The organism is Rahnella sp. R3(2024) (assembly GCF_042920125.1).
GTDB classification, from domain to species: Bacteria; Pseudomonadota; Gammaproteobacteria; order Enterobacterales; family Enterobacteriaceae; genus Rahnella; species Rahnella rivi.
Window position 1 is genome coordinate 3,684,448 of the sequence record NZ_JBHGBU010000001.1, and the last position, 20,201, is coordinate 3,704,648.

Genomic DNA, 20,201 nt, shown 5'->3' on the forward strand with positions numbered 1-20,201 from the left:
TTCTCCTCAGGCAGGCTGCAAGGCAGCGCTCCCGACTTTATACAGTAAAAAGAAGGGGGTATTAACAGGTTGACCCGAAAGGGCGGGGTGCAAAGTGACGGCATTTTAGCATAGTCGCAGGTTTTAGGGCACTGACAGGGCTGGCGCGGGTTAAAAGGAGGGGCGATGCAACATTTAGCGAAACGAATAACCTGAGATAAATCCATTTCCCGGAAGTCAGTACAGAATACTAAACATATTTGGAACAGGATGTTTCGCATGTTAAAAGCTAAGTTTATTCTTATAAAAACCGCGACATTTCGTGCTATTGCAAATAATCATTGGGTATATCATAGATATATGAAATTGATGCTTTGCTGATTTAATCACCTTTCTTTAAAACACGTTATTTGAACCCAAGGAATGGTGAATACATTATTTTTTACAGGAAAAAAGATGTAGCTTGATACAGACCTTATTGTTTGATTCAAAATGCTTTTTTTCTGTATCATTAATACAGGTGATGGCAGTTCTCATTTACATTCAGCAAACTAGTTTTTTGCAGACATTTGTTGGTGATGCCGGCGAGATAGAGTAAAATGCGCGGGCTATAATAAATAACCTGAATGCCTGATTTAAAAACACTATCGCTGTGCGCTAGTGGGGTAACTGAGTTGATGTTGGCTTCTTATTGCCACCTTCTCTTCTCTACGCTGTCTGTACATATTAATGTTTAATGCCTCTTATTGTGTAAAGGCCAGCGGAAGAACCTGATGGTGTGTCGCCCTTATTTTTTGGAGAATTCTCTTTGATTAGCGTTCTTCTTGTTGATGACCACGAATTGGTGCGCGCAGGGATCCGACGCATTCTCGAAGATATCAAAGGCATCAAAGTTGTCGGGGAAGCACAATGCGGCGAAGACGCCGTGAAATGGTGCCGTACCAATGACGTTGATATTGTCCTGATGGATATGAACATGCCGGGTATTGGTGGGCTGGAAGCGACGAAGAAAATCGTCCGTTTCTCGCCGGATATCAAGATCATCATGTTAACGATTTACACTGAAAACCCGTTGCCCGCAAAAGTGATGCAGGCGGGGGCTTCCGGTTATCTGAGTAAAGGTGCAGCACCACAGGAAGTGGTCAATGCTATCCGCCTGGTTGACTCGGGTCAGCGCTACATTGCGTCTGATATCGCACAACAAATGGCACTCAGTCAGATTGAACCGCAGTCTGAAACGCCTTTCGATTCGTTATCAGAGCGTGAGTTACAAATCATGCTGATGATTACCAAAGGGCAAAAAGTGAATGAAATTTCAGAACAACTTAACTTGAGTCCCAAGACAGTTAACAGTTATCGTTATCGGATGTTTAGTAAATTAAATATCAGCGGCGATGTTGAGTTGACCCATCTGGCTATTCGACACGGTTTGTTCAATACGGAGACTTTATCAGGCAGTGAATGATGAGCGTTTCGACCCTAAAGCCTTTCTGAAAACGGTCACCAGCCAACCGGGCGTCTACAGGATGTATGACGCCAGCGGCACCGTAATCTATGTAGGTAAAGCTAAAGACCTTAAAAAGCGTCTTTCCAGCTATTTTCGTGTTCAGGTTTCCAGCCGTAAAACGGAAACTCTGGTCAAAAATATTGCGCAAATCGATGTCACCGTGACCCATACGGAAACCGAGGCGCTTCTCCTCGAACACAACTACATCAAGCTGTATCAGCCGCGCTATAACGTACTGTTGCGTGATGATAAATCCTATCCGCTGATTTTTCTCAGCGCCGATAACCATCCACGCATTACCGTGCATCGCGGTGCCAAGCACGCAAAAGGCGAGTATTTTGGGCCGTTCCCCAACTCCTATGCGGTGCGTGAAACGCTGGCGCTGTTACAGAAACTTTTTCCGATCCGTCAGTGCGAAAACAGCGTTTACAGCAACCGTTCCCGCCCTTGTCTGCAATATCAGATTGGTCGGTGTCTCGGGCCTTGCGTGAAAGGTTTGGTCAGCGATCAGGATTATAAAGACCAGGTTGATTACGTGCGTCTGTTCCTCGAGGGGAAAGATCAGCAGGTTGTGACGCAACTGGTTAATCGCATGGAAGAAGCCAGTCAAGATTTACGTTTCGAGGATGCCGGGCGTATCCGCGATCAGATTCAGGCAGTGCGCCGGGTGACTGAGCGTCAGTTCGTTTCGGGCAACAGCGAAGATCTTGATGTTATCGGTGTGGCGTTCGAATCTGGCATGGCCTGTCTACACGTTCTGTTTATTCGTCAGGGTAAAGTCCTGGGCAGCCGCAGCTACTATCCGAAAGTCCCCGGTGGCACTGACCTCGGCGAAGTGGTGCAAACCTTCGTCGGTCAGTTTTATCTCCAGGGCAGCCAGATGCGAACGCTGCCCGGCGAAATTCTGCTGGATTTCAGTCTGCCAGAGAAAGAGTTACTGGCTGAATCCTTGAGCCAGATAGCGGGTCGTAAAGTCCTGATTCAGAGTAAACCGCGCGGTGACCGCGCCCGTTATCTGAAACTGGCGCGCACTAACGCCTCCACGGCGCTGACCACCAAGCTGGCACAGCAGTCAACAATCCATCAGCGTATGGCTGAACTGGCGAAAACCCTTAATCTTGCGGAAATTAACCGCATGGAATGCTTCGATATCAGCCATACTATGGGCGAACAAACGGTCGCTTCCTGCGTGGTATTTGATAATAACGGCCCGGTTCGCTCTGAATACCGTCGTTACAACATTACCGGCATTACGCCGGGCGATGATTATGCCGCGATGAGCCAGGTGCTGACCCGCCGCTACAGTAAATCGCTGGATGAGAAAAAAATTCCCGACGTAATTTTTATCGACGGCGGGAAAGGGCAGTTAGGAATGGCGCTGGATGTGTTTCATTCGCTGGATGTGACGTGGGATAAATCCAAACCTTTACTGATTGGTATTGCGAAAGGTGCCGATCGTAAAGCAGGCCTGGAAACGTTATTCTTTGTGCCTGAAGGTGAGGGGATTGCCTTACCGTCAGATTCGCCAGCCTTACACGTTATTCAGCATATCCGTGACGATTCTCATAATCATGCCATTACCGGGCACCGTCAGCGACGTGCCAAGGTGCGGACTACCAGCGCACTTGAAGAGATTGAAGGCGTCGGGCCGAAACGACGTCAGGTATTATTGAAGTATATGGGAGGCATCCAGCCATTACTGAATGCCAGCGTCGAGGAAATTGCACAGGTACCCGGTATTTCTACCGCATTAGCAGAAAAGATTCATAATGCGTTGAAACACTAAAGCCGTTGTAGCAACATACTCATAATATCTAAACTGGACAAACAGTTACCTTCGCTATGCAATTTAATATACCGACGTGCCTCACCCTGTTCCGCGTTGCGCTGATACCTTTCTTCGTGCTCGCCTTCTATCTGCCATATCCATGGGCACCGATGGCCTGCGCGCTCATTTTTGTTTTTGCTGCCATGACAGACTGGCTTGACGGCTATCTGGCGCGCCGCCTGAAACAAACCACGCGGTTCGGTGCGTTCCTCGACCCGGTTGCCGATAAGGTGATGGTGGCGATTGCGCTGGTGCTGGTGGCGGAGTATTTCCATTCCTGGTGGATAACGTTACCGGCTGCCACCATGATTGCCCGTGAAATTATCATTTCGGCGCTGCGCGAGTGGATGGCTGAAATTGGTAAGCGAAGCAGTGTGGCGGTTTCCTGGATTGGCAAAGTGAAGACGACAGCGCAAATGCTATCGCTGGTAGCCTTGTTGTGGCGTCCCGACAACATCGTTGTGGGTGTCGGTGTGGTCGCACTTTATATCGCGGCGGTGCTGACATTCTGGTCAATGTTCCAGTATTTGAACGCTGCACGTCACGATTTGCTGGAACCCTGATCAAACTGACGTAAAAAACGTCAAACGAGCGAAGGATGCAGATAATTTTATTGACTCATTCTCTCAGGTCAGTAGAATGCAACGCATCGGAAGGCAGACAGCAATGAGCCGGAAGATAGTTAAAAAAATCAGTACGTTCTGATTAAAGCGGGAATAGCTCAGTTGGTAGAGCACGACCTTGCCAAGGTCGGGGTCGCGAGTTCGAGTCTCGTTTCCCGCTCCAAATTTTATTAAACTGATCCTCGTGATTGGTTTAAGTGCAAGACAAGTAGTAAGATTTAAGGCGCGTTAACAAAGCGGTTATGTAGCGGATTGCAAATCCGCCTAGTCCGGTTCGACTCCGGAACGCGCCTCCAATTTTCCCGGAGCCCGGGTGGTGGAATCGGTAGACACAAGGGATTTAAAATCCCTCGGCCTTAGGCTGTACGAGTTCAAGTCTCGTCCCGGGTACCATGGAAAATTAGCTGAATAATCAAAAGCAATAAAGTAGTAATGTCGTTATAGCCACCTTCGGGTGGTTTTTTTATGTCTGAAATTCAGTCAGGCATCGTGAGAAACACGCGTGTGATAACGATATGTTTAAATATAATAAAGGCCACTTCTTAGAGTGGCCTTTATGTTTTTACAGCAACACGACATCTTATCAGCCCTGAGACGAAATCATTCCCTCCGTGAGTATCCGATGAGGTTTGCGCTGATCGTTTGTGTGAGATGTAGGAAATGCAGATTAAAACAGCCCCGAAGGGCGTTTTTAGGGCTAAAATTCACCCGGTGCTTCTGTATTACTCAGTGCCCGGATAGATAAAGGCAGGTGGTAGTTCGGTTGGCTGGTGAAAAACGCCTGAAGCGCGACGCGTTTCTTCCGGTCTATCGAAATCTCTTCCATGGTTTTGCGGAAGATACTGTAACGGCCACATGATGTGCAGGTCACAGTAACAATTTTCGCCGACATATTCACCGACGTCTTATTCGTGTTTTGACACAACGGACACTCGTCTTGAGCGTTTACAACGGTAGAACTCATAAAACCTCCGGTTTTACTTAGAGCGGCCAGTAGTCTAGCACAAAAAGGCGGCAGTTACTTAACGATAAATAAATTATCAGTGGATTTCAGCCGCGACAAGGTGTAGGGCGCGTTCAACCATTTGAAGAAATGGGAAAAGCCTCAAAGTGTGCATGGGTAATTTATTGTTCATTATTATCCCTTTGATTCACACAACGCACCGGTTTGCGGCCAGATGGCTGCGAAGGTATAGTGGCGGGCTGCGAACCGGAAAGCTGAGATAACATCATGGAAAATAAGCGTGAAGACAGGATCCAGCGTCTGTTGCTGGCACTAAAAAAGACCGACAAAATTCACCTGAAAGAAGCGTCTTTACTGCTCAATGTTTCCGAAATGACTATCCGGCGTGATTTGAGCAGCGACCCTGCGCCGGTTATCCTGCTCGGCGGTTATATCGTGATGGATCCGAAAAATAACCCGGCGACGCATTATTTTATCAGTGAACAGAAAATGCGCCAGGTGGCGGAAAAGCGTCGCCTGGCCGAAAACGCAGCCAGTTTGATACTCGATAATGACACGGTATTTTTCGACTGCGGAACCACCATGCCGTATGTCATCGAGAGTATCCCCGAGGCGAGGGTATTTACCGCGATCTGTTATTCGCTGAATACTTTTTTAGCGCTGCAGGAAAAACCTCACTGCGATGTGATTTTATGCGGCGGAGCGTTTAAATCCAGCAACAGTATTTTTACGCCAATTGGTCGCAGCAGTGAGCTCGATTTTATCCGGCCAACGAAGGCGTTTATCTCAGCAGCCGGTGTGAGCATCGAACACGGGGTGACCTGTTTTAATTTTGATGAACTGCTGATGAAACATCAGGCGATGGAGCGGTCTGCGCAGAGTATTTTAGTCGCCGACAGCAGTAAGTTTGATCAGGTGCGACCGGCGGCGATCGCACCTTTAGCCCGTTTCAATACGCTGGTCAGCGATGCCAGACCGCCGCAGGCTTACCTTGATTTTTGCCAGCAGGCAGACATCACACTCAATGTCTGAACCTTTCAGCGAATGGCCGGGATCTTCTCGACCGACTGATAAAACACCACTTCCCAGATGCCGGTTTTAGTGCCATCACTCAGGTAATGTTCAAAACAGGCTTTGCCATCCGGCCGGTAGTGATTGCTGGCCAACAACTGGCTATAAAATTCCCGCCAGGCGTGTTCAAAATTACCGTCAGTGATGGTGGTGTGATAGGCCGCATAGGTGCCACCGGGTAAGGTTTGCAGTGCCAGCCCTTCAGCGTCATCCAGTATGAAATTATCAGCCACACACACGGAAGGGTCCGCCCGCAATGCCTCGGCTGGCGTGGTATCGGGGTTATCGTGAAACCATGTCAGCCATTCTGTGTGTGGCTGATGGTGTCGTGCGACCCATTTCGTCAGCTGCTGGAAACCGCTGTGGATTGACTCCTTGTATGGCCCGACCACCCGGTAACTCACCAGTTTTTTAGCCGGTCTTTCTACAATTAATAGTGCCACGATGTTCTCCTTTTATCTGACATGAACAGAGAGAATTCCATGATGAAAATATCAGTGACGCAAATGCCAGCTATAACAGTTTCCCGTTTTGAGGCCGGTAACTGCTCTACGCGCTATAACAGTTGTCATGATAAAATAACATTATCAGATTGCATTATAGTCGTGACTGCAACGAGGTTATGAAATGGACGTGATCAAAAATGTATTAAATAGTGAAATTGACCGTATCAACCGTCAGGAAGGTCGTGACGGCAGGGCGCGCGTCAACGTTGAGTTTTTTGTGAAACATCCCTGGCTGTGTCTCGCGATGCTGGTGGGGTATATTGCCGTCGGTATTGTGATGTATGTTTCACCCTATATGGGGATCGGCTGGTTTATCGGATTCACAGCTTTTCTGGTTTTCATGTCCGCTATGTTGCTGCTGGAAATCAAACCGGTCTACCGCTATGAAGATATCGGTGTGCTGGATTTGCGTGTCTGCTACAACGGGGAGTGGTATTTCAGCCGCGAATTATCTGAAGATGCAGTACAGCAAATCCTCAGCGCTGAGAGCGTGAGTGCCGGAGTTAAAAACCGCATTGAGTCGATCGTGAAAAACAAAGGTTTTGTCGATTTTTACGATGTGTATGATCTGGCGCGCCTCGAGCATCAGCAGCCCTCAACACTGAACAGCGTTCAGCTAGCGCACTAATTGCCCCCATTCAGATGGCTTCCGCCCATGACGTCACCCCGTCAGCTCTGATAAAATAGCGGCTGGATATACATTTTTTGTATGAATCGTCGATGCACAGGACGAAACACACTGTATGTTGAGCCGTTACCGGAGCTGCCGTGGAACGAATTAAACTGACTATTCATCATCTTCACAAAATCGTTTCGGGTGAAAAACAGGATGCGCAGGCTGTCGCACGCATTTATGCTGGCGAACATTTGCTGCTGACTGAAACCATGACCGGGCAGGCTCTCCACTATAATCGCTATATCAAGGCTGATGATCACAGCGGGGAACCGTTACGCGTGGAGTGGGAGTGCGACGGATTCGCAGAAATGTCGGTTTCCCGTGCAGAAGTCTGTCCGTGCTGTGGTGGCGACGAGCTTCACGGTTGAGAATACAGAGAGAGCAAAAGCTGAGGTGAATGATGAAGTTTATCAACAACGAAGTGGAATACCGTAAGTGGATAATGGATGAAATTTTCCAGGCGAGCGCGGTAAGTGAAACCTCTGAGTTTGCCGATCAGGAAGTCGATGATTTTATTTTCGATGCCAGGCCGCTGTCATACCCTTGTGTCGCGGTGATGATCCAGACACCGGGAGAGCCGGGCGTGTGCGAACCGCGGTTTGTCTACAAAGAACAGATTTTTGAGTGGGCGCATCAGATGGGTTTTGGATTCGACAGCTAACTCCGACCTAAATTTCCTGCCAGCCCTGAGCATGGCTCAGGGCCCAATCATGCTCCGACAGTCGTTAGCCCTCAGACATTTTTCCTGTCGATCTTTTCTTCACCCCAGAACAGATGGTCTTCCTTCGTTTTGGCGAAGGCGATCGGTAACACTTCATCGTTCCCTTCTTCCCAAATTTTCTGCGCCAGTGTTTCATCATTCTTGGCAAGCTCAAAAATCGCTTCGGCGATTTCGTGAGAGGTTTCACGCGTGTTGGCCCAGGCTTTGATGTTTGACGTTGTCATCAGGTTCTCCTCGTAAGAGTTCGCAAATAGTGTCTTCGGGACACCAGAATAATCATTATAACTATGGTTTCCGTGAACCACTTTTGCAAACTCCGGTGATTTTTTGTGCTCTGAGCGGGGGCAATAAAAGCGTCATCAGGGCACAAAAAAGGCGTCAGATGTGTGCCAGTGTCGTTTATAATGAGGGCGATTTGAACATTTAAGGTGATGAACATGAGCGACGATATTTTTGATTTTGACATTGATGCTGCACTGGTGTCCGCGGAAGAAAAAGCGGCTGAGAAAGCAGCAGCAATGCCTGAGGCTGTTCAGGATGAAAGTGACTGTGAAGGCTGCAAAATCTAATTTTTGCCCCGAAGTACAGTAAAAAAAGAAACCGCTTCGGCGGTTTTTTTGTGTCTGACATTTATGGGCGTTCACGTTTTTTTCACCGAATCTCCTTTACTGACATAGCGTTGCGCAGTCATTCCCCTCAGCCCTTTTTGACGCAAATGTAAGGATAGCGAAAGGACATTTTTTTTGGGATAAATTCCTATAGAACAGGAAGATAGCGGGAGGTAATTTGTCACCACCTGATAAGCAGGTCGTGAGGTTTATAATGAAAAAACTGATTCTTGTTCTCGCCGTTTTGCTGACTTTGCCGGCTCTCGCGCATGCAAACGTCGAGCTGGGGGTGAACATGCCGGGGCTGTCACTGCATATCGGTGACCGTGACCCGCGCGGATATTATTGGGATGGCGGAGACTGGCGTCCGCCGGGCTGGTGGGATGAACATTATCGTGATGAGGGGCGTGGACACTGGGTGTATTACGAACCAGCTCCGCCACCGCCGCCTCGCTACTGGCACCATGAACACTGGCATGAAGGTCCGCCACCCGGTTACTGGCGTGACGGCCCTCCTGGGCACTGGCGCGATGGGCCACCGGGACACTGGCGTGAAGGGCCACCTCCCGGTCGCTGGTAAAGTAAGAGCGACAGAACAGACCACACAGAATTAAACAAATTTTGGGAACAGGGTTGGCGGTGGTGATGCAAATGCATCCCTAACGTCAGTTCTGTTCCTTTTACGTTTTTATCACGTCAAAAATCGATTGTTACTTTGGTAATTAATTGATTAAAAATATGTGAATACAAAAACACATTAATAATATTTATGAAAATGACGTCCATTTTAAAATAATTAATCAATGAAGCCCGTAAACAGGCATTTAGGACGGATTGCAGCTTGCTAACTGCAATTAATATGTTAATTTTCTGTTATGTGAAATCAGCAATGGATGGCCCGAACGCAACGCGTGCCTGATCTCATATTCAGTATTTTAAGGAAGCTTTTCATCAGGTGCGTCAGACTTATTTTACTGTGAGCTCCTCTTATGCACTTGATTAAAAATGATTTTGAATACCGTTCCTGGATGCTTGAAGCCTATTTCCGCCAGGATAATATCTACGGTGATACCCTTCTGACCGAAGAAGAGATGGAAGATTTTCTTTTTGACTCCCGCCCGCAGGAATATCCTTGCCTCGGCATGGTGACACCGTCAAAACAGAATCCTCTGGACAGCGATATCATGTTCTTCTATCGCAACAACATTAATGACTGGGCGATGTCCATGGGCCTGATGAATAGTTAACAGGCGGATTGCTCAGAGATAAAAAAAGCGCCAGAGCGGCGCTTTTTGCATTTTATCGCCGGGGATTAATTTCCGCGAACTTCGACCAAAACAGGGCAGGGCGCATGGGCGATGACGTCAGCGCTGACTGAGCCTTTCATCATACGACCGAATGCAGAAAGCTGACGGTGACCGATGACGATCACCGATGCATGAATCCTTTTGGCTTCGCAGACCAGCGCTTCCCCTGCGTCACCGACAATCAGATTCCCTTTAGCCTTGACCCCTGCCAGCTCCAGCGTTTTCAGCGCATTACCCACCACAGCGCGCGCAGTATTTTGTTCTTCTTCTGCGGGAGGATAATCGATGATTTCACCGGGAATATCGCCATTATCTTCAAGTGCATAGGATTCATCGATACAGCAGGTGACATATACCGTTGCCTGATGGCTGCTTGCCAGCTGACGGGCAAGATCGACGACAACGGCGGATTGTTTAGAGCCATCTACGGCCAGCAAAATAACATCAAACACGGTCACTCCTGGGTTTAGTTGTTTTGGCTCAGCTTACCAATTTCGCCAATCAATGCGTTTTTGCAATCAAGCAGGGCTTCGCGGATTTGCGCTTCTTTTGCTTCACGGCGCGGGGTTGGAAAAAGCACCGAAACTGAGTAGCGACCTAAGATGGTGTCGATGGCCACAGCCAGCGTTGAAACGCCGTCTACGGTTTCACCGTTTTCCATCGAGATCCCGCTTTCACGCACGTCTGCAATTTTTTCCAGCAGAGAATCGAGAGTGCGCACGGTATGTTCGGTGGCCGGTTCCAGCACATCACCGACCAGCGCGCGGATCTCTTCATCTGTTTTGAGTGACAAAAGTGCCCGTCCGCCTGAGGTACTGTAAATCGGCAGATTCAGACCTACTCTTGGCACCACGCGTAATTCCCGCTCAGCGACAATGCTGTGAATGTTGGCTATCTGGCGGCCACTGGCGCGCCCCAGTGAGACGGTTTCATCGGTCATTTCGCTGAGCTGACGAAGAAACGGTGAGGCAATGGCGATGACATCGGTATGCACCGTCGACACCAGCTTAAGCAGCGTTGGCCCGAGCCTGACGCCGCCGCTGCCCTCGGATCGCACCAGCCCTTCCTCGGCGAGTGCAGCGACGATGCGTTGTACAGTGGAGCGGGGCAAATCGACATCATTCGCGATCGCGCCAAGGCTCATTCCGTGTGGATGTTTCCCCAGCGCATTCAGAATGGTTGCCGCGCGTGAAATCACCTGGATCCCGCCGCTGCGTTCTTCATCTCCTGCTATGTCCTGTGCCATCAATTCTCCTTTGTCACCGTCGGGTGATCCTTACCAAAGCTGTACTGCCAATGTAATGGCTGGGCGGTCTGAAAACAATTTTAATCACATTGCAATACAGTGCACCGTATTATAGTATTTAAGCATGTACCGCATTGTGGTGCAATGCATCGAAATTAAAGTGATAGCGATCGCATTCCCCTCTGTGTTGCCCCACACCTGCCTTTCCACGGTCGGCGTATCAATGATTATGCGTCGATGTTAATGAGCGAAATGATGAACCCATCAGACACCCCCGCATCTGCCCCTGGCAGTGCCGCGCAGCCCGTTCCGCCGGCCTTTACTCTGAGGCTGGTGATCGGTTTACTCGGCGTATTAATTGCCTCGCTGTGCTCGGGCCTTAACGATCGTGTCACTGATATCGCGCTGGCCGATGTACGTGGCGCGTTAAGTATCAGCAGCGATCAAGGTTCCTGGCTGATTGGTGTTTATCAGGCTGCCGAAGTGGCGGCGATGATGCTTGCTCCCTGGTTTGCCATGACCTTTTCGCTGCGTCGATTTACGCTGTTTGTCACCTTCGGTTTTTTACTGCTGGCCGCATTACTGCCTTTCGCGCCTGATTTGCCGGTATTCATTGCCTTGCGCACCGTGCAGGGCATATTCGGCGGGGCGTTGCCGCCGTTGCTGATGACGGCTGCCCTGCGCTTTATGCCGCCTCATTACAAGTTATACGGGCTGAGCGCGTATGCCCTGACGGCGACATTTGGTCCAAATATGGCCACTTCTTTAGCCGCCCTCTGGACAGACTATGTGGGCTGGGAATGGGTTTTCTGGCAGGTGATCCCGCCTTGTCTTCTGGCAATCATCATGGTCGGTTATGGCATTCCACAGGATCCTCTGCGCTTCGAGCGTTTTAAACAGATGGATAAGGTGGGCATGCTGACAGGGTGCAGCGGCATTTCCCTTCTGGTGCTGTCATTGCAACAGGGAGAGCGTCTGGACTGGTTCAACTCACCGCTGATCACGCTGATGTTTTTTGCCGCGCTGGCGCTGCTGACGATTTTTCTGGTCAATGAATGGCACCATCCGCTGCCTCTCTTCAAATTACAAATGCTCAAACGCCACAATCTGGCCCACGGGTTGATCACGTTGTTTGCGCTGATGTTCCTGTTTTTATCTGGCTCTGCGCTGCCGTCCAGTTACATGGAACAGGTCGGCGGATTCCGCGCCGTCCAGGTGGGGCCGCTGGCGTTGACCATCGGGCTGCCGCAACTCTTACTTGCGCCGCTGGTGGCGTTTGTTCTCACCATCCGACGCGTGGACAGCCGCTGGGTGCTGGCCTGCGGGCTGGGGCTGATCGGTGTTTCCTGCTATCTGGGCACGTTCATGACCAGCGCCTGGGCGCGGGATAATTTCTATCTGATTCAGATGATGCAGGCGTTAGGCCAGCCGATGGCCGTTTTGCCCATTCTGATGAGTGCGACCAGTGTCGTTCAGCCGCAGGAAGGACCTTTTGCTTCGGCGATGTTCAACACCACGCGCGGTCTGGGCAGCGTGATGGGCGGTGCGATGTTGGGCGTTTTTGTCAGCCACCGGGAACAGTTTCATTCCAACGTATTGCTTAACCACGCCGGTAGCGTGAGCTATCTCCTTTCACAGCCTTACGGCGGCGAAAGCAGTTTCCTTGCACCGCTCAATGGCGACGGAACGGCGATCTCGACCGAAGTGATCACCCAATTTTCCAGGCTGGTGAAAAAGCAGGCGCTGGTGCTGGGGCTGGCAGACACCTATCTGGTGATCATCGGGCTGGCGCTGTTGTTGATCCTGCTGGCGGCCATTTTGCCAAAGCGTACCTATCCGCCGCAGTCGCTGGTCAATCGTTCCTGAACCATCAGTGATCTGAACCCGTCATTACCAAAATATGTGCATTTCTTTATAAGAAAAAATGAGAGAAAAGAATCATGATAAAAAAATTACCCGTTCGCCTGAGCTGGCTGGTCGCCGCCCTCGTCGTGATATTGCTGGCTGGGATGGCCTTCTGGATACTGACCGGTGAAAGCAACCCGCGCACGGATGATGCCTTTGTTTCTGCTGACTCCACGCTGGTCGCGCCAAGGATTTCCGGCACCATCACTCAGGTCTATGTGCGGGATAATCAGGCGGTGAAAGCCGGGGAAGTGATGGCGCGCATTGATGATCGGGATTATCGGAATGCCGTGCTGACGGCGGCGGCCAGCCTTGAAACGGCGAATGCTAAAATGCTCAGCCTGACTGCCCAGTTAGCAAAACAACAGCAAACTATTTTGCAGGCACAGGCGCAGGTGAACGCCGACAGCGCCGGGATTGCCTATGCGCGCCAGAGTGCTGACCGCTATAAACGTCTGCTGCAAAATGGTTCAGGCACCGCCGATGCGCGGGATGAATCAGATGCGAATTTGCGATCAAAACTGGCCGCTCAGCAAAGTGATATGGCGGCGGCGCAGGCAGCGATAAAACAAATTGACGTCCTTAAAGCCGGACAGGCGGAAGCTCAGGCGGCAATCGATTCAGCCGCAACGGCGCTGGCCCAGGCGAAATTGAATCTCTCTTACACAGAAATCACAGCACCGGTTGACGGTATTGTCGGGCAGCGTTCTCTGCGCATCGGCGGTTATGTCAGTGCGGGCTCCCGCGTTCTGGCCGTCGTTCCGCTTCACGAGGCCTACATTGTGGCGAATTATCTTGAGACACAGTTAGGGGATGTCAGAGCCGGTCAGGCTGCAGACATAAAAGTTGATGCACTGCCGGGCCTGGTGCTGAAGGGGAAAGTGGACAGTATTTCTCCGGCGACCGGCGTGACCTTTTCTCCCATATCCCCGGACAATGCCACCGGGAATTACACCAAGGTGGTGCAACGTCTGGCAGTAAAAATTGTGCTGGAACCCAATCAGCCCGATGCGAATCGTCTTAAAGTGGGCATGTCAGTGATTCCGACGATCATTACCGCCGAACGATAATTCAGTCGCCGGTCATCCGAACAGAATAGAAAAGGCGGCCCTGCGTAAGTGCGGGGCCGCCTTTTTTGATCTTCCGTCCGGCATTATAAAACGATCATGAAGCCTGATTTTGCGGCGGGGTAGGGCCGGTTTCATTCTTTTTAGCCACATGCTGCGGTTTGCCTGAGAACAGGAAACGCAGGAGCGGAATACGTTTATGCACCTCATAAAGCACAAAGGCGATACCGAACACGAACACCAGACCCAGCCAGAATCCCATCCAGTCGCTGTGAATTTTTGGAGTAATAAACGCACCATAAATCAGCGTTAACGGGTGATGAATCAGGTAGATGAACAAAGAGGAGTTCACCAGGTAAGTGATCCAAGGCGCCTGGAAGTTCAACAGATAGTGGCTGAAGGAGAACACCACGTTCACCATCAGGATACCCAGCAAGGTGGTGACAATGGCGTCAATCTCCATCGAGTACAGCTGCGGGGTGTTCACGTGCTGATTGAACATGTAAACCGCAAACAGCAGGAGGCTCACTACCCCCGCGGTAGCCGATGGCTTGATGAACAGTTCCTTTAACCATGAGAACTTATAAGCAAAAGCGCCAATAATGAAAAATGGCAGATAAAACAACGTCTGCATGACGATAAAGTTAAAGGCGCCGTTGGAAAGTAAATCCGGCGCGAAAAGATACAACGCACGGTTAAAGGTCGCATAAATTAAGCCGATAAATAAAAATAAGATTGAGAGCTTTCCTAAACTGTTTGTTCGGCTTTTAATTAATTGAATGCGATTAGTCTTAATTTCTTTTATGAATTTAAACAGGTAAAAACAAATGCTGGTGAGAATAACCAGCGTTAACAGGAACCATAAATGGGACACTAATTCCCAGACGGTGATGTTAATTTTCTGATAGAGCCCCATTGTGCTCCAGTCGGAAAATTTGCTGGTGTACTTCATCAGGAAATAGAGTTGCGGCAGAGTAATCAACGGGAATGCGGCAGCCAGCGGGATGGCAACCCGTTCAAGACGCACCTTAAGCCACTGGTGCGAGTCATACCGCTCGTAGAGCATATAAGAGAAGTAGCCTGAGATAACGAAGAACACCTGCATGCGGAAGGCGTGGATCACGTCATTGAAGATCGTCAGGCCGTGCGAGGGTATTGCACTGTTTACCGCCCAGATATGACTGGAGTAAATCAATGATATATGGAACGGAATACCCAGCAGCATCAAATATGCGCGGATGGAGTCTAAAAAGAACTCACGTTGTGGTTTTTGTGGTTTCATCACGTATCCGTTGTATGCAGCTCATCCTAATTTTAGAGCGTAATTTGTCTTTAGGTTTATTTTCTCAGGTAACCAGAAATGAACGTGACTGACAATAGTATTACTCCGAACCTCAATCAGGCTTTCTTATAGGACAAGTTTCCATAGCCTGTGTTTCAACGAATTGATATCCTTGTACCCTGTTGCGCTTAAACGGTTCTTCAATGAATGAACCATCGACAGCTCAGGTTGTCGGAAACCTGACACTTCTCATGAAACAGTGACAGCAATTGCCTTAAGCGCGCTTAAAGGAGACAAGGTGTCGGATAAAAATTTTTCCATAGGGTCACGTATGATCAAAGTCCGTTTGCTAAGTGCCGCAGTGTTGATGGCCATGTTCACCTCATCTGCCTGGGCTTTTTCTATTGACGATGTTGCAAAACAAGCGAAAGCATTAGCCGATAAAGGCTACGAAGCGCCTAAAAGCAATTTACCGTCCCAGTTCCGCGATCTCAAATTCGCAGACTACCAACAAATTCAATTCAATCATGACAAAGCGTACTGGAAAGACCAGAACACGCCTTTCAAGCTTGAGTTCTACCACCAGGGGATGTACTTCGACACTCCGGTGAAAATCAATGAAGTGACGGCTAACGCAGTCAAAGAAATTAAGTACAGCCCGGACTACTTCAACTTTGGCAACGTCAAACATGACGCTGACTCAGTGAAAAACCTCGGCTTTGCCGGTTTCAAAGTGCTTTATCCGATCAATAAAGCAGACAAAGATGATGAAATAATGAGTGTGCTGGGTGCCAGCTACTTCCGCGTCATCGGTAAAGGCCAGGTGTATGGCTTGTCTGCCCGTGGTCTGGCTATCGATACCGCACTGGCATCGGGCGAAGAGTTCCCACGTTTCCGTGAATTCTGGATCGAACGTCCTAATCCTGATGAAAAGCATTTAGTCATTTATGCCTTGCTGGATTCGCCGCGTGCGACCGGTGCTTACCGCATGGATGTGTATCCAGGTAAAGAAGCGACCGTAGACGTGCAGTCTAAAGTTTATCTGCGCGATAAAGTGGGCAAACTGGGCGTCGCTCCCCTGACCAGCATGTTCCTGTTCGGTGCAAATCAGCCGTCTCCGGTGATGAACTATCGTCCGGCGCTGCATGATTCCAACGGCCTGTCCATCCACGCCGGTAACGGTGAGTGGATCTGGCGTCCGCTGAACAATCCAAAACATCTGGCCGTCAGCCAGTTCTCCATGGAAAACCCGAAAGGGTTCGGCTTGCTGCAACGCGGCCGCAGCTTCTCCAACTTTGAAGATTTGGACGATCGTTACGATCTGCGTCCGAGCGGTTGGGTTGAAACCAAAGGCGACTGGGGTAAAGGGAAAGTTGAGCTGGTAGAAATTCCTACCGCCGATGAAACCAATGACAACATCGTCGCCTTCTGGACGCCGGATCAGTTACCTGATGCGGGTAAACCGCTGAACATGGACTACCGTCTGCACTTCACTATTGAAGAAGACAAATTGCATGCACCCGATCTGGCGTGGGTCGAACGTACCATGCGCTCAACCGGTGATGTTAAGCAGTCAAATCTGATCCGTGAACCAGATGGCAGCGTTGCCTTCCTGGTTGATTTTGTCGGTCCAAACCTCAAAGCCCTGAAAAGTGATACGCCGGTGGCGTCTCAGGTCAGCGTAGGCGACAACGGCGATCTGGTTGAAAACACTGTCCGCTATAATCCGGTAACCAAAGGCTGGCGTCTGACGCTGCGCCTGAAAGTGAAAGATCCGAAGAAAGCGATCGAAATGCGCGCTTCTCTGGCCAATGGCGATAAAACACTGAGTGAAACCTGGAGCTATCAGCTGCCTGCAAATGAATAAGTCAACGCACTCTACACATGATTACGTAGAAGCTTTGCCGCTTACTGAAGAACAGAAAGCGGCGCTCCTCCAGCAGCTTCCGGCTGCTGAAGGGGAAGCTTTTGCCACCGTGCACCGGCGCTTAGGCGCCGATGATACGGCTTCAGCGGTTGCCGCTGCGGCTGACATCGATGCGCCTCTGGCCTCGGTGAAAGCGCGCGTAGGCGGCAGCTGGCCTTACGCTCTGGAAAAGGGCTCGCTGGATGAAGTGGATAACGAAGGCCGCACCATCGCCAGCGCTATGCCACCGGTTAAGCGTTCCAGCATGTTCCCTGATGTCTGGCGCACCAACCCGGTAGGCCGTTTCTGGGACAATCTGATGGGGCGCAGCGCGGCTTCCCGTCACCGCGCCTCCGAAATGCCTGAATCCGAAAAACGCTGGCGTCATGCCGGTTCCGTTCGCCGTTATATCTTGCTGGCTCTGATGCTGGTGCAAACGGCGATCGCCACCTGGTACATGAAAACCATCCTGCCTTATCAGGGCTGGGCGCTGATCGACCCCGCAGATATGTTGAATCAGGACTGGCAACAGTCTGTGCTGCAACTGCTGCCTTATGTGTTGCAGACCGGTATTCTGGTGCTGTTTGCCATTTTGTTCTGTTGGGTATCGGCCGGTTTCTGGACCGCACTGATGGGCTTTTTACAACTGCTCATTGGCCGCGATAAATACAGCATCACGGCGTCCACCAAAGGCGATGAGCCGCTGAACCCGAATAACCGTACCGCGCTTATCATGCCGATTTGTAACGAAGACGTGGAGCGCGTATTCGCGGGCCTTCGTGCAACGTACGAATCCGTGAAAGCGACCGGTGATTTGGATCAGTTTGATATCTATGTCCTGAGCGACAGCTATGACCCGGATATCTGCGTGGCTGAACAGAAAGCCTGGATGGAAGTCTGCCGCGACGTAGACGGTCATGGCCGTATCTTCTATCGCCGCCGCCGCCGCCGTGTTAAACGCAAAAGCGGAAACATTGATGACTGGTGCCGTCGCTGGGGCGGGGAATATGCCTATATGGTGATCCTCGATGCCGACAGCGTCATGAGTGGCGAATGTCTGACCGGTCTGGCTCGTCTGATGGACGCTAACCCGAATGCCGGTATCATCCAGTCTTCGCCGAAAGCGTCCGGAATGGATACGTTGTATGCGCGTTGTCAGCAGTTTGCGACCCGCGTCTACGGCCCGCTGTTTACCGCGGGTCTGCACTTCTGGCAGTTGGGTGAATCCCACTACTGGGGGCACAACGCCATTATCCGCGTGAAACCTTTCATTGAGCACTGTGCGCTGGCACCGTTGCCGGGTGAAGGTTCATTTGCGGGCTCCATCATGTCGCATGACTTTGTGGAAGCGGCACTGATGCGTCGTGCGGGCTGGGGTGTCTGGATCGCCTACGATCTGCCGGGCAGTTATGAAGAGTTACCGCCAAACCTGCTGGATGAGCTGAAACGCGACCGCCGCTGGTGCCATGGTAACCTGATGAACTTCCGCCTGTTCCTGGTGAAAGGGATGCACCCGGTTCACCGTGCGGTGTTCCTGACCGGTGTCATGTCGTATCTTTCCGCACCGTTGTGGTTTACGTTCCTGGCCTTGTCTACCGCCTTGCAGGTGGTGCATACGCTGATGGAACCGCAGTACTTCCTGCAACCTCGCCAGCTGTTCCCGGTGTGGCCGCAATGGCGTCCTGAACTGGCAATCGCCTTATTCTCGACCACCATGGTGCTGCTGTTCCTGCCAAAACTGCTGAGTATCGTCCTGATCTGGGCGAAGGGTGCGAAGCAGTTTGGTGGCGGTTTCCGCCTGCTGATCTCCATGCTGCTGGAAATGCTGTTCTCGGTTCTTCTGGCCCCTGTGCGTATGCTGTTCCACACCGTCTTCGTGGTCAGTGCGTTCCTGGGCTGGGAAGTGGTCTGGAATTCACCGCAGCGTGACGATGATGACACGCCGTGGGGCGAAGCCTTCAAACGTCACGGATCTCAGCTGTTGCTGGGTGCTGTCTGGGCGGCAGGTATGGCCTGGCTGGATTTGCGTTTCCTGTGGTGGCTGGCGCCAATCGTCTTCTCCCTGATCCTCTCGCCGATTGTTTCGGTGCTGTCGAGCCGTGCAACGCTTGGGATTAAGAGTAAGCGAGCCAAACTGTTCCTGATCCCGGAAGAATACGATCCTCCGCGCGAACTGGTCGCCACCGAGGAATACCTCAAGCTCAACCGTGAACGTAAACTGCAAAACGGCTTTATGCACGCAGTGTTTGATCCGGCATTCAACGCACTGGCCTCCGCCATGGCCACATCACGCCACCTGCTGCGCGATGCGGTTGAAAACGGACGTCGCGCTCATCTTGAGCAGGCGCTGAAAACCGGGCCGAAAGATTTGGGCAAAGCCGATCGCCTGATTCTTCTGAGTGATCCGGTGCTGATGGCGCGTTTACACTCTGCGGTCTGGACGCAACCTGATCAGCAAGCGTGGGGCGAGTATTACAGTAAGTTGCCTCGTAATGCGCAGGCCTTCCCTGAAACTCAAACGCTGGAAGTTAAACCGGCCTGAGTTGACGTATAGGGGCAGTAAAGATAAACGGACAGTATGTCATTTGCATACTGTCCGTTTTTTTATGGTGTGAAGTTCAGTGACTCTTTAACCCGCAGCGTATAAAATTTTACTTTGTCTTAACATGGCCGGTCTTCACGCGCATGCTAAGCTGACAGCGCTATTCAGCGCTCAACGGAGTGCTTCATTTGATTCGATTTGACAGGTTGTGTGAGTGATTAATCGGGGTGTTTTTCGCGGATCTGTTCTGGCCTTGCTGGCCGTCACGCTCTCGGGATGTGGCAGTATCATCAGCCGCACGGTGCCGGGGCAGGGGCATGGCAATCAGTATTATCCTGGCGTGCAATGGGACCTTCGGGACAGTCCGTGGCGTTATGTCACTGTGATCGACGTTCCGCTGTCGATGATTGTCGACACCTTCATGCTGCCAGTTGACGCCCGCCACGGCCCTTACAATTAAACG

The 20,201-nt window shown here is 50.7% G+C and carries 21 protein-coding genes and 3 tRNA genes; 18 read left to right on the forward strand and 6 right to left on the reverse strand.

Annotation, left to right across the window (positions count from 1 at the left end):
• The first annotated feature begins 787 nt into the window (after nucleotides 1–787).
• From uvrY to ABSH60_RS16705, 6 genes are all read left to right on the forward strand, one after another.
• Nucleotides 788–1,444: a UvrY/SirA/GacA family response regulator transcription factor gene (gene uvrY, locus ABSH60_RS16680; RefSeq protein ID WP_013576296.1), complete on the forward strand. Its 657-nt coding sequence runs from the start codon at nucleotides 788–790 to the stop codon at nucleotides 1,442–1,444.
• Nucleotides 1,437–3,272: an excinuclease ABC subunit UvrC gene (gene uvrC / locus ABSH60_RS16685; RefSeq protein ID WP_072158130.1), complete on the forward strand. Its 1,836-nt coding sequence runs from the start codon at nucleotides 1,437–1,439 to the stop codon at nucleotides 3,270–3,272. Before uvrY ends, uvrC begins: the two co-directional genes overlap by 8 nt.
• A gap of 56 nt (nucleotides 3,273–3,328) precedes the next feature.
• A complete protein-coding gene (gene pgsA / locus ABSH60_RS16690) occupies nucleotides 3,329–3,877 on the forward strand; it encodes a CDP-diacylglycerol--glycerol-3-phosphate 3-phosphatidyltransferase (protein ID WP_056778604.1) in 549 nt (182 codons plus the stop codon).
• A 147-nt stretch (nucleotides 3,878–4,024) separates the two neighbouring features.
• A tRNA-Gly gene (locus tag ABSH60_RS16695) sits at nucleotides 4,025–4,100 on the forward strand.
• A 59-nt stretch (nucleotides 4,101–4,159) separates the two neighbouring features.
• Nucleotides 4,160–4,233 (forward strand) — tRNA-Cys (locus ABSH60_RS16700).
• An 11-nt stretch (nucleotides 4,234–4,244) separates the two neighbouring features.
• Nucleotides 4,245–4,330, forward strand: a tRNA-Leu gene (locus tag ABSH60_RS16705).
• A gap of 304 nt (nucleotides 4,331–4,634) precedes the next feature.
• Here the strand turns inward: ABSH60_RS16705 and ABSH60_RS16710 are convergent.
• Nucleotides 4,635–4,901, reverse strand: a complete 267-nt coding sequence (locus tag ABSH60_RS16710) for a hypothetical protein (protein ID WP_056778632.1) — start codon at nucleotides 4,899–4,901, stop codon at nucleotides 4,635–4,637.
• 267 nt (nucleotides 4,902–5,168) lie between these two features.
• Between ABSH60_RS16710 and deoR the strand changes: the two genes are divergently transcribed.
• Nucleotides 5,169–5,933, forward strand: a complete 765-nt coding sequence (gene deoR / locus ABSH60_RS16715; protein WP_122095762.1) for a DNA-binding transcriptional repressor DeoR — start codon at nucleotides 5,169–5,171, stop codon at nucleotides 5,931–5,933.
• A gap of 5 nt (nucleotides 5,934–5,938) precedes the next feature.
• Here the strand turns inward: deoR and ABSH60_RS16720 are convergent, their stop codons facing one another.
• The gene (locus ABSH60_RS16720) at nucleotides 5,939–6,415 is read right to left on the reverse strand and encodes a GyrI-like domain-containing protein (protein WP_390974880.1); all 477 of its coding nucleotides are present in this window, start codon (nucleotides 6,413–6,415) and stop codon (nucleotides 5,939–5,941) included.
• Between the two features lie 184 nt (nucleotides 6,416–6,599).
• On the opposite strand from ABSH60_RS16720, the gene ABSH60_RS16725 reads away from it, so the two are divergent.
• The 3 genes from ABSH60_RS16725 to ABSH60_RS16735 all read left to right on the forward strand — a co-directional run bounded on the left by ABSH60_RS16725 (nucleotide 6,600) and on the right by ABSH60_RS16735 (nucleotide 7,815).
• A complete protein-coding gene (locus tag ABSH60_RS16725; RefSeq protein WP_136374831.1) occupies nucleotides 6,600–7,106 on the forward strand; it encodes a YlaC family protein in 507 nt (168 codons plus the stop codon).
• A 140-nt stretch (nucleotides 7,107–7,246) separates the two neighbouring features.
• Nucleotides 7,247–7,522: a hypothetical protein gene (locus ABSH60_RS16730; protein ID WP_183846369.1), complete on the forward strand. Its 276-nt coding sequence runs from the start codon at nucleotides 7,247–7,249 to the stop codon at nucleotides 7,520–7,522.
• 29 nt (nucleotides 7,523–7,551) lie between these two features.
• Entirely contained in the window at nucleotides 7,552–7,815 is a 264-nt protein-coding gene (locus ABSH60_RS16735; RefSeq protein WP_235533458.1) for a hypothetical protein, read from the forward strand.
• Nucleotides 7,816–7,886: 71 nt separating this feature from the next.
• On the opposite strand, the gene ABSH60_RS16740 is transcribed toward ABSH60_RS16735, so the two are convergent.
• Nucleotides 7,887–8,099, reverse strand: coding sequence for a YccJ family protein (locus tag ABSH60_RS16740; RefSeq protein ID WP_056778653.1), 213 nt, complete (start codon nucleotides 8,097–8,099; stop codon nucleotides 7,887–7,889).
• A gap of 213 nt (nucleotides 8,100–8,312) precedes the next feature.
• On the opposite strand from ABSH60_RS16740, the gene ABSH60_RS16745 reads away from it, so the two are divergent.
• From ABSH60_RS16745 to ABSH60_RS16755, 3 genes are all read left to right on the forward strand, one after another.
• On the forward strand, nucleotides 8,313–8,444 hold the full coding sequence (locus ABSH60_RS16745; RefSeq protein WP_390974883.1) for a hypothetical protein: 132 nt from the start codon (nucleotides 8,313–8,315) through the stop codon (nucleotides 8,442–8,444).
• Between the two features lie 253 nt (nucleotides 8,445–8,697).
• A complete protein-coding gene (locus ABSH60_RS16750; protein WP_056778656.1) occupies nucleotides 8,698–9,063 on the forward strand; it encodes a DUF2502 domain-containing protein in 366 nt (121 codons plus the stop codon).
• 409 nt (nucleotides 9,064–9,472) lie between these two features.
• Nucleotides 9,473–9,730 (forward strand): hypothetical protein, encoded by a 258-nt coding sequence (locus tag ABSH60_RS16755; protein WP_056778659.1) that lies wholly within the window; start codon nucleotides 9,473–9,475, stop codon nucleotides 9,728–9,730.
• Between the two features lie 65 nt (nucleotides 9,731–9,795).
• Here ABSH60_RS16755 and ABSH60_RS16760 read toward each other — a convergent pair whose 3' ends face one another.
• Both ABSH60_RS16760 and ABSH60_RS16765 read right to left on the reverse strand, forming a co-directional pair.
• Entirely contained in the window at nucleotides 9,796–10,242 is a 447-nt protein-coding gene (locus ABSH60_RS16760) for a universal stress protein (protein WP_056778662.1), read from the reverse strand.
• A 14-nt stretch (nucleotides 10,243–10,256) separates the two neighbouring features.
• Complete coding sequence (locus tag ABSH60_RS16765; protein ID WP_122095758.1) at nucleotides 10,257–11,036, reverse strand: IclR family transcriptional regulator; 780 nt, start codon at nucleotides 11,034–11,036, stop codon at nucleotides 10,257–10,259.
• 252 nt (nucleotides 11,037–11,288) lie between these two features.
• Here ABSH60_RS16765 and ABSH60_RS16770 point away from each other — a divergent pair, with 252 nt between their 5' ends.
• Nucleotides 11,289–12,902: an MFS transporter gene (locus ABSH60_RS16770; protein WP_238485260.1), complete on the forward strand. Its 1,614-nt coding sequence runs from the start codon at nucleotides 11,289–11,291 to the stop codon at nucleotides 12,900–12,902.
• A 74-nt stretch (nucleotides 12,903–12,976) separates the two neighbouring features.
• Nucleotides 12,977–14,011 (forward strand): efflux RND transporter periplasmic adaptor subunit, encoded by a 1,035-nt coding sequence (locus tag ABSH60_RS16775; RefSeq protein WP_390974886.1) that lies wholly within the window; start codon nucleotides 12,977–12,979, stop codon nucleotides 14,009–14,011.
• A gap of 94 nt (nucleotides 14,012–14,105) precedes the next feature.
• Here the strand turns inward: ABSH60_RS16775 and mdoC are convergent, their stop codons facing one another.
• On the reverse strand, nucleotides 14,106–15,290 hold the full coding sequence (mdoC, locus tag ABSH60_RS16780) for a glucans biosynthesis protein MdoC (RefSeq protein WP_056778670.1): 1,185 nt from the start codon (nucleotides 15,288–15,290) through the stop codon (nucleotides 14,106–14,108).
• 331 nt (nucleotides 15,291–15,621) lie between these two features.
• Between mdoC and ABSH60_RS16785 the strand changes: the two genes are divergently transcribed.
• The 3 genes from ABSH60_RS16785 to ABSH60_RS16795 all read left to right on the forward strand — a co-directional run bounded on the left by ABSH60_RS16785 (nucleotide 15,622) and on the right by ABSH60_RS16795 (nucleotide 20,198).
• Entirely contained in the window at nucleotides 15,622–17,157 is a 1,536-nt protein-coding gene (locus ABSH60_RS16785; RefSeq protein ID WP_056779164.1) for a glucan biosynthesis protein G, read from the forward strand.
• Nucleotides 17,150–19,738, forward strand: a complete 2,589-nt coding sequence (mdoH, locus tag ABSH60_RS16790) for a glucans biosynthesis glucosyltransferase MdoH (protein WP_056778672.1) — start codon at nucleotides 17,150–17,152, stop codon at nucleotides 19,736–19,738. The genes ABSH60_RS16785 and mdoH overlap by 8 nt, the downstream gene beginning before the upstream one ends.
• A gap of 214 nt (nucleotides 19,739–19,952) precedes the next feature.
• A complete protein-coding gene (locus ABSH60_RS16795; protein ID WP_056778675.1) occupies nucleotides 19,953–20,198 on the forward strand; it encodes a YceK/YidQ family lipoprotein in 246 nt (81 codons plus the stop codon).
• Nucleotides 20,199–20,201: the final 3 nt, after the last annotated feature.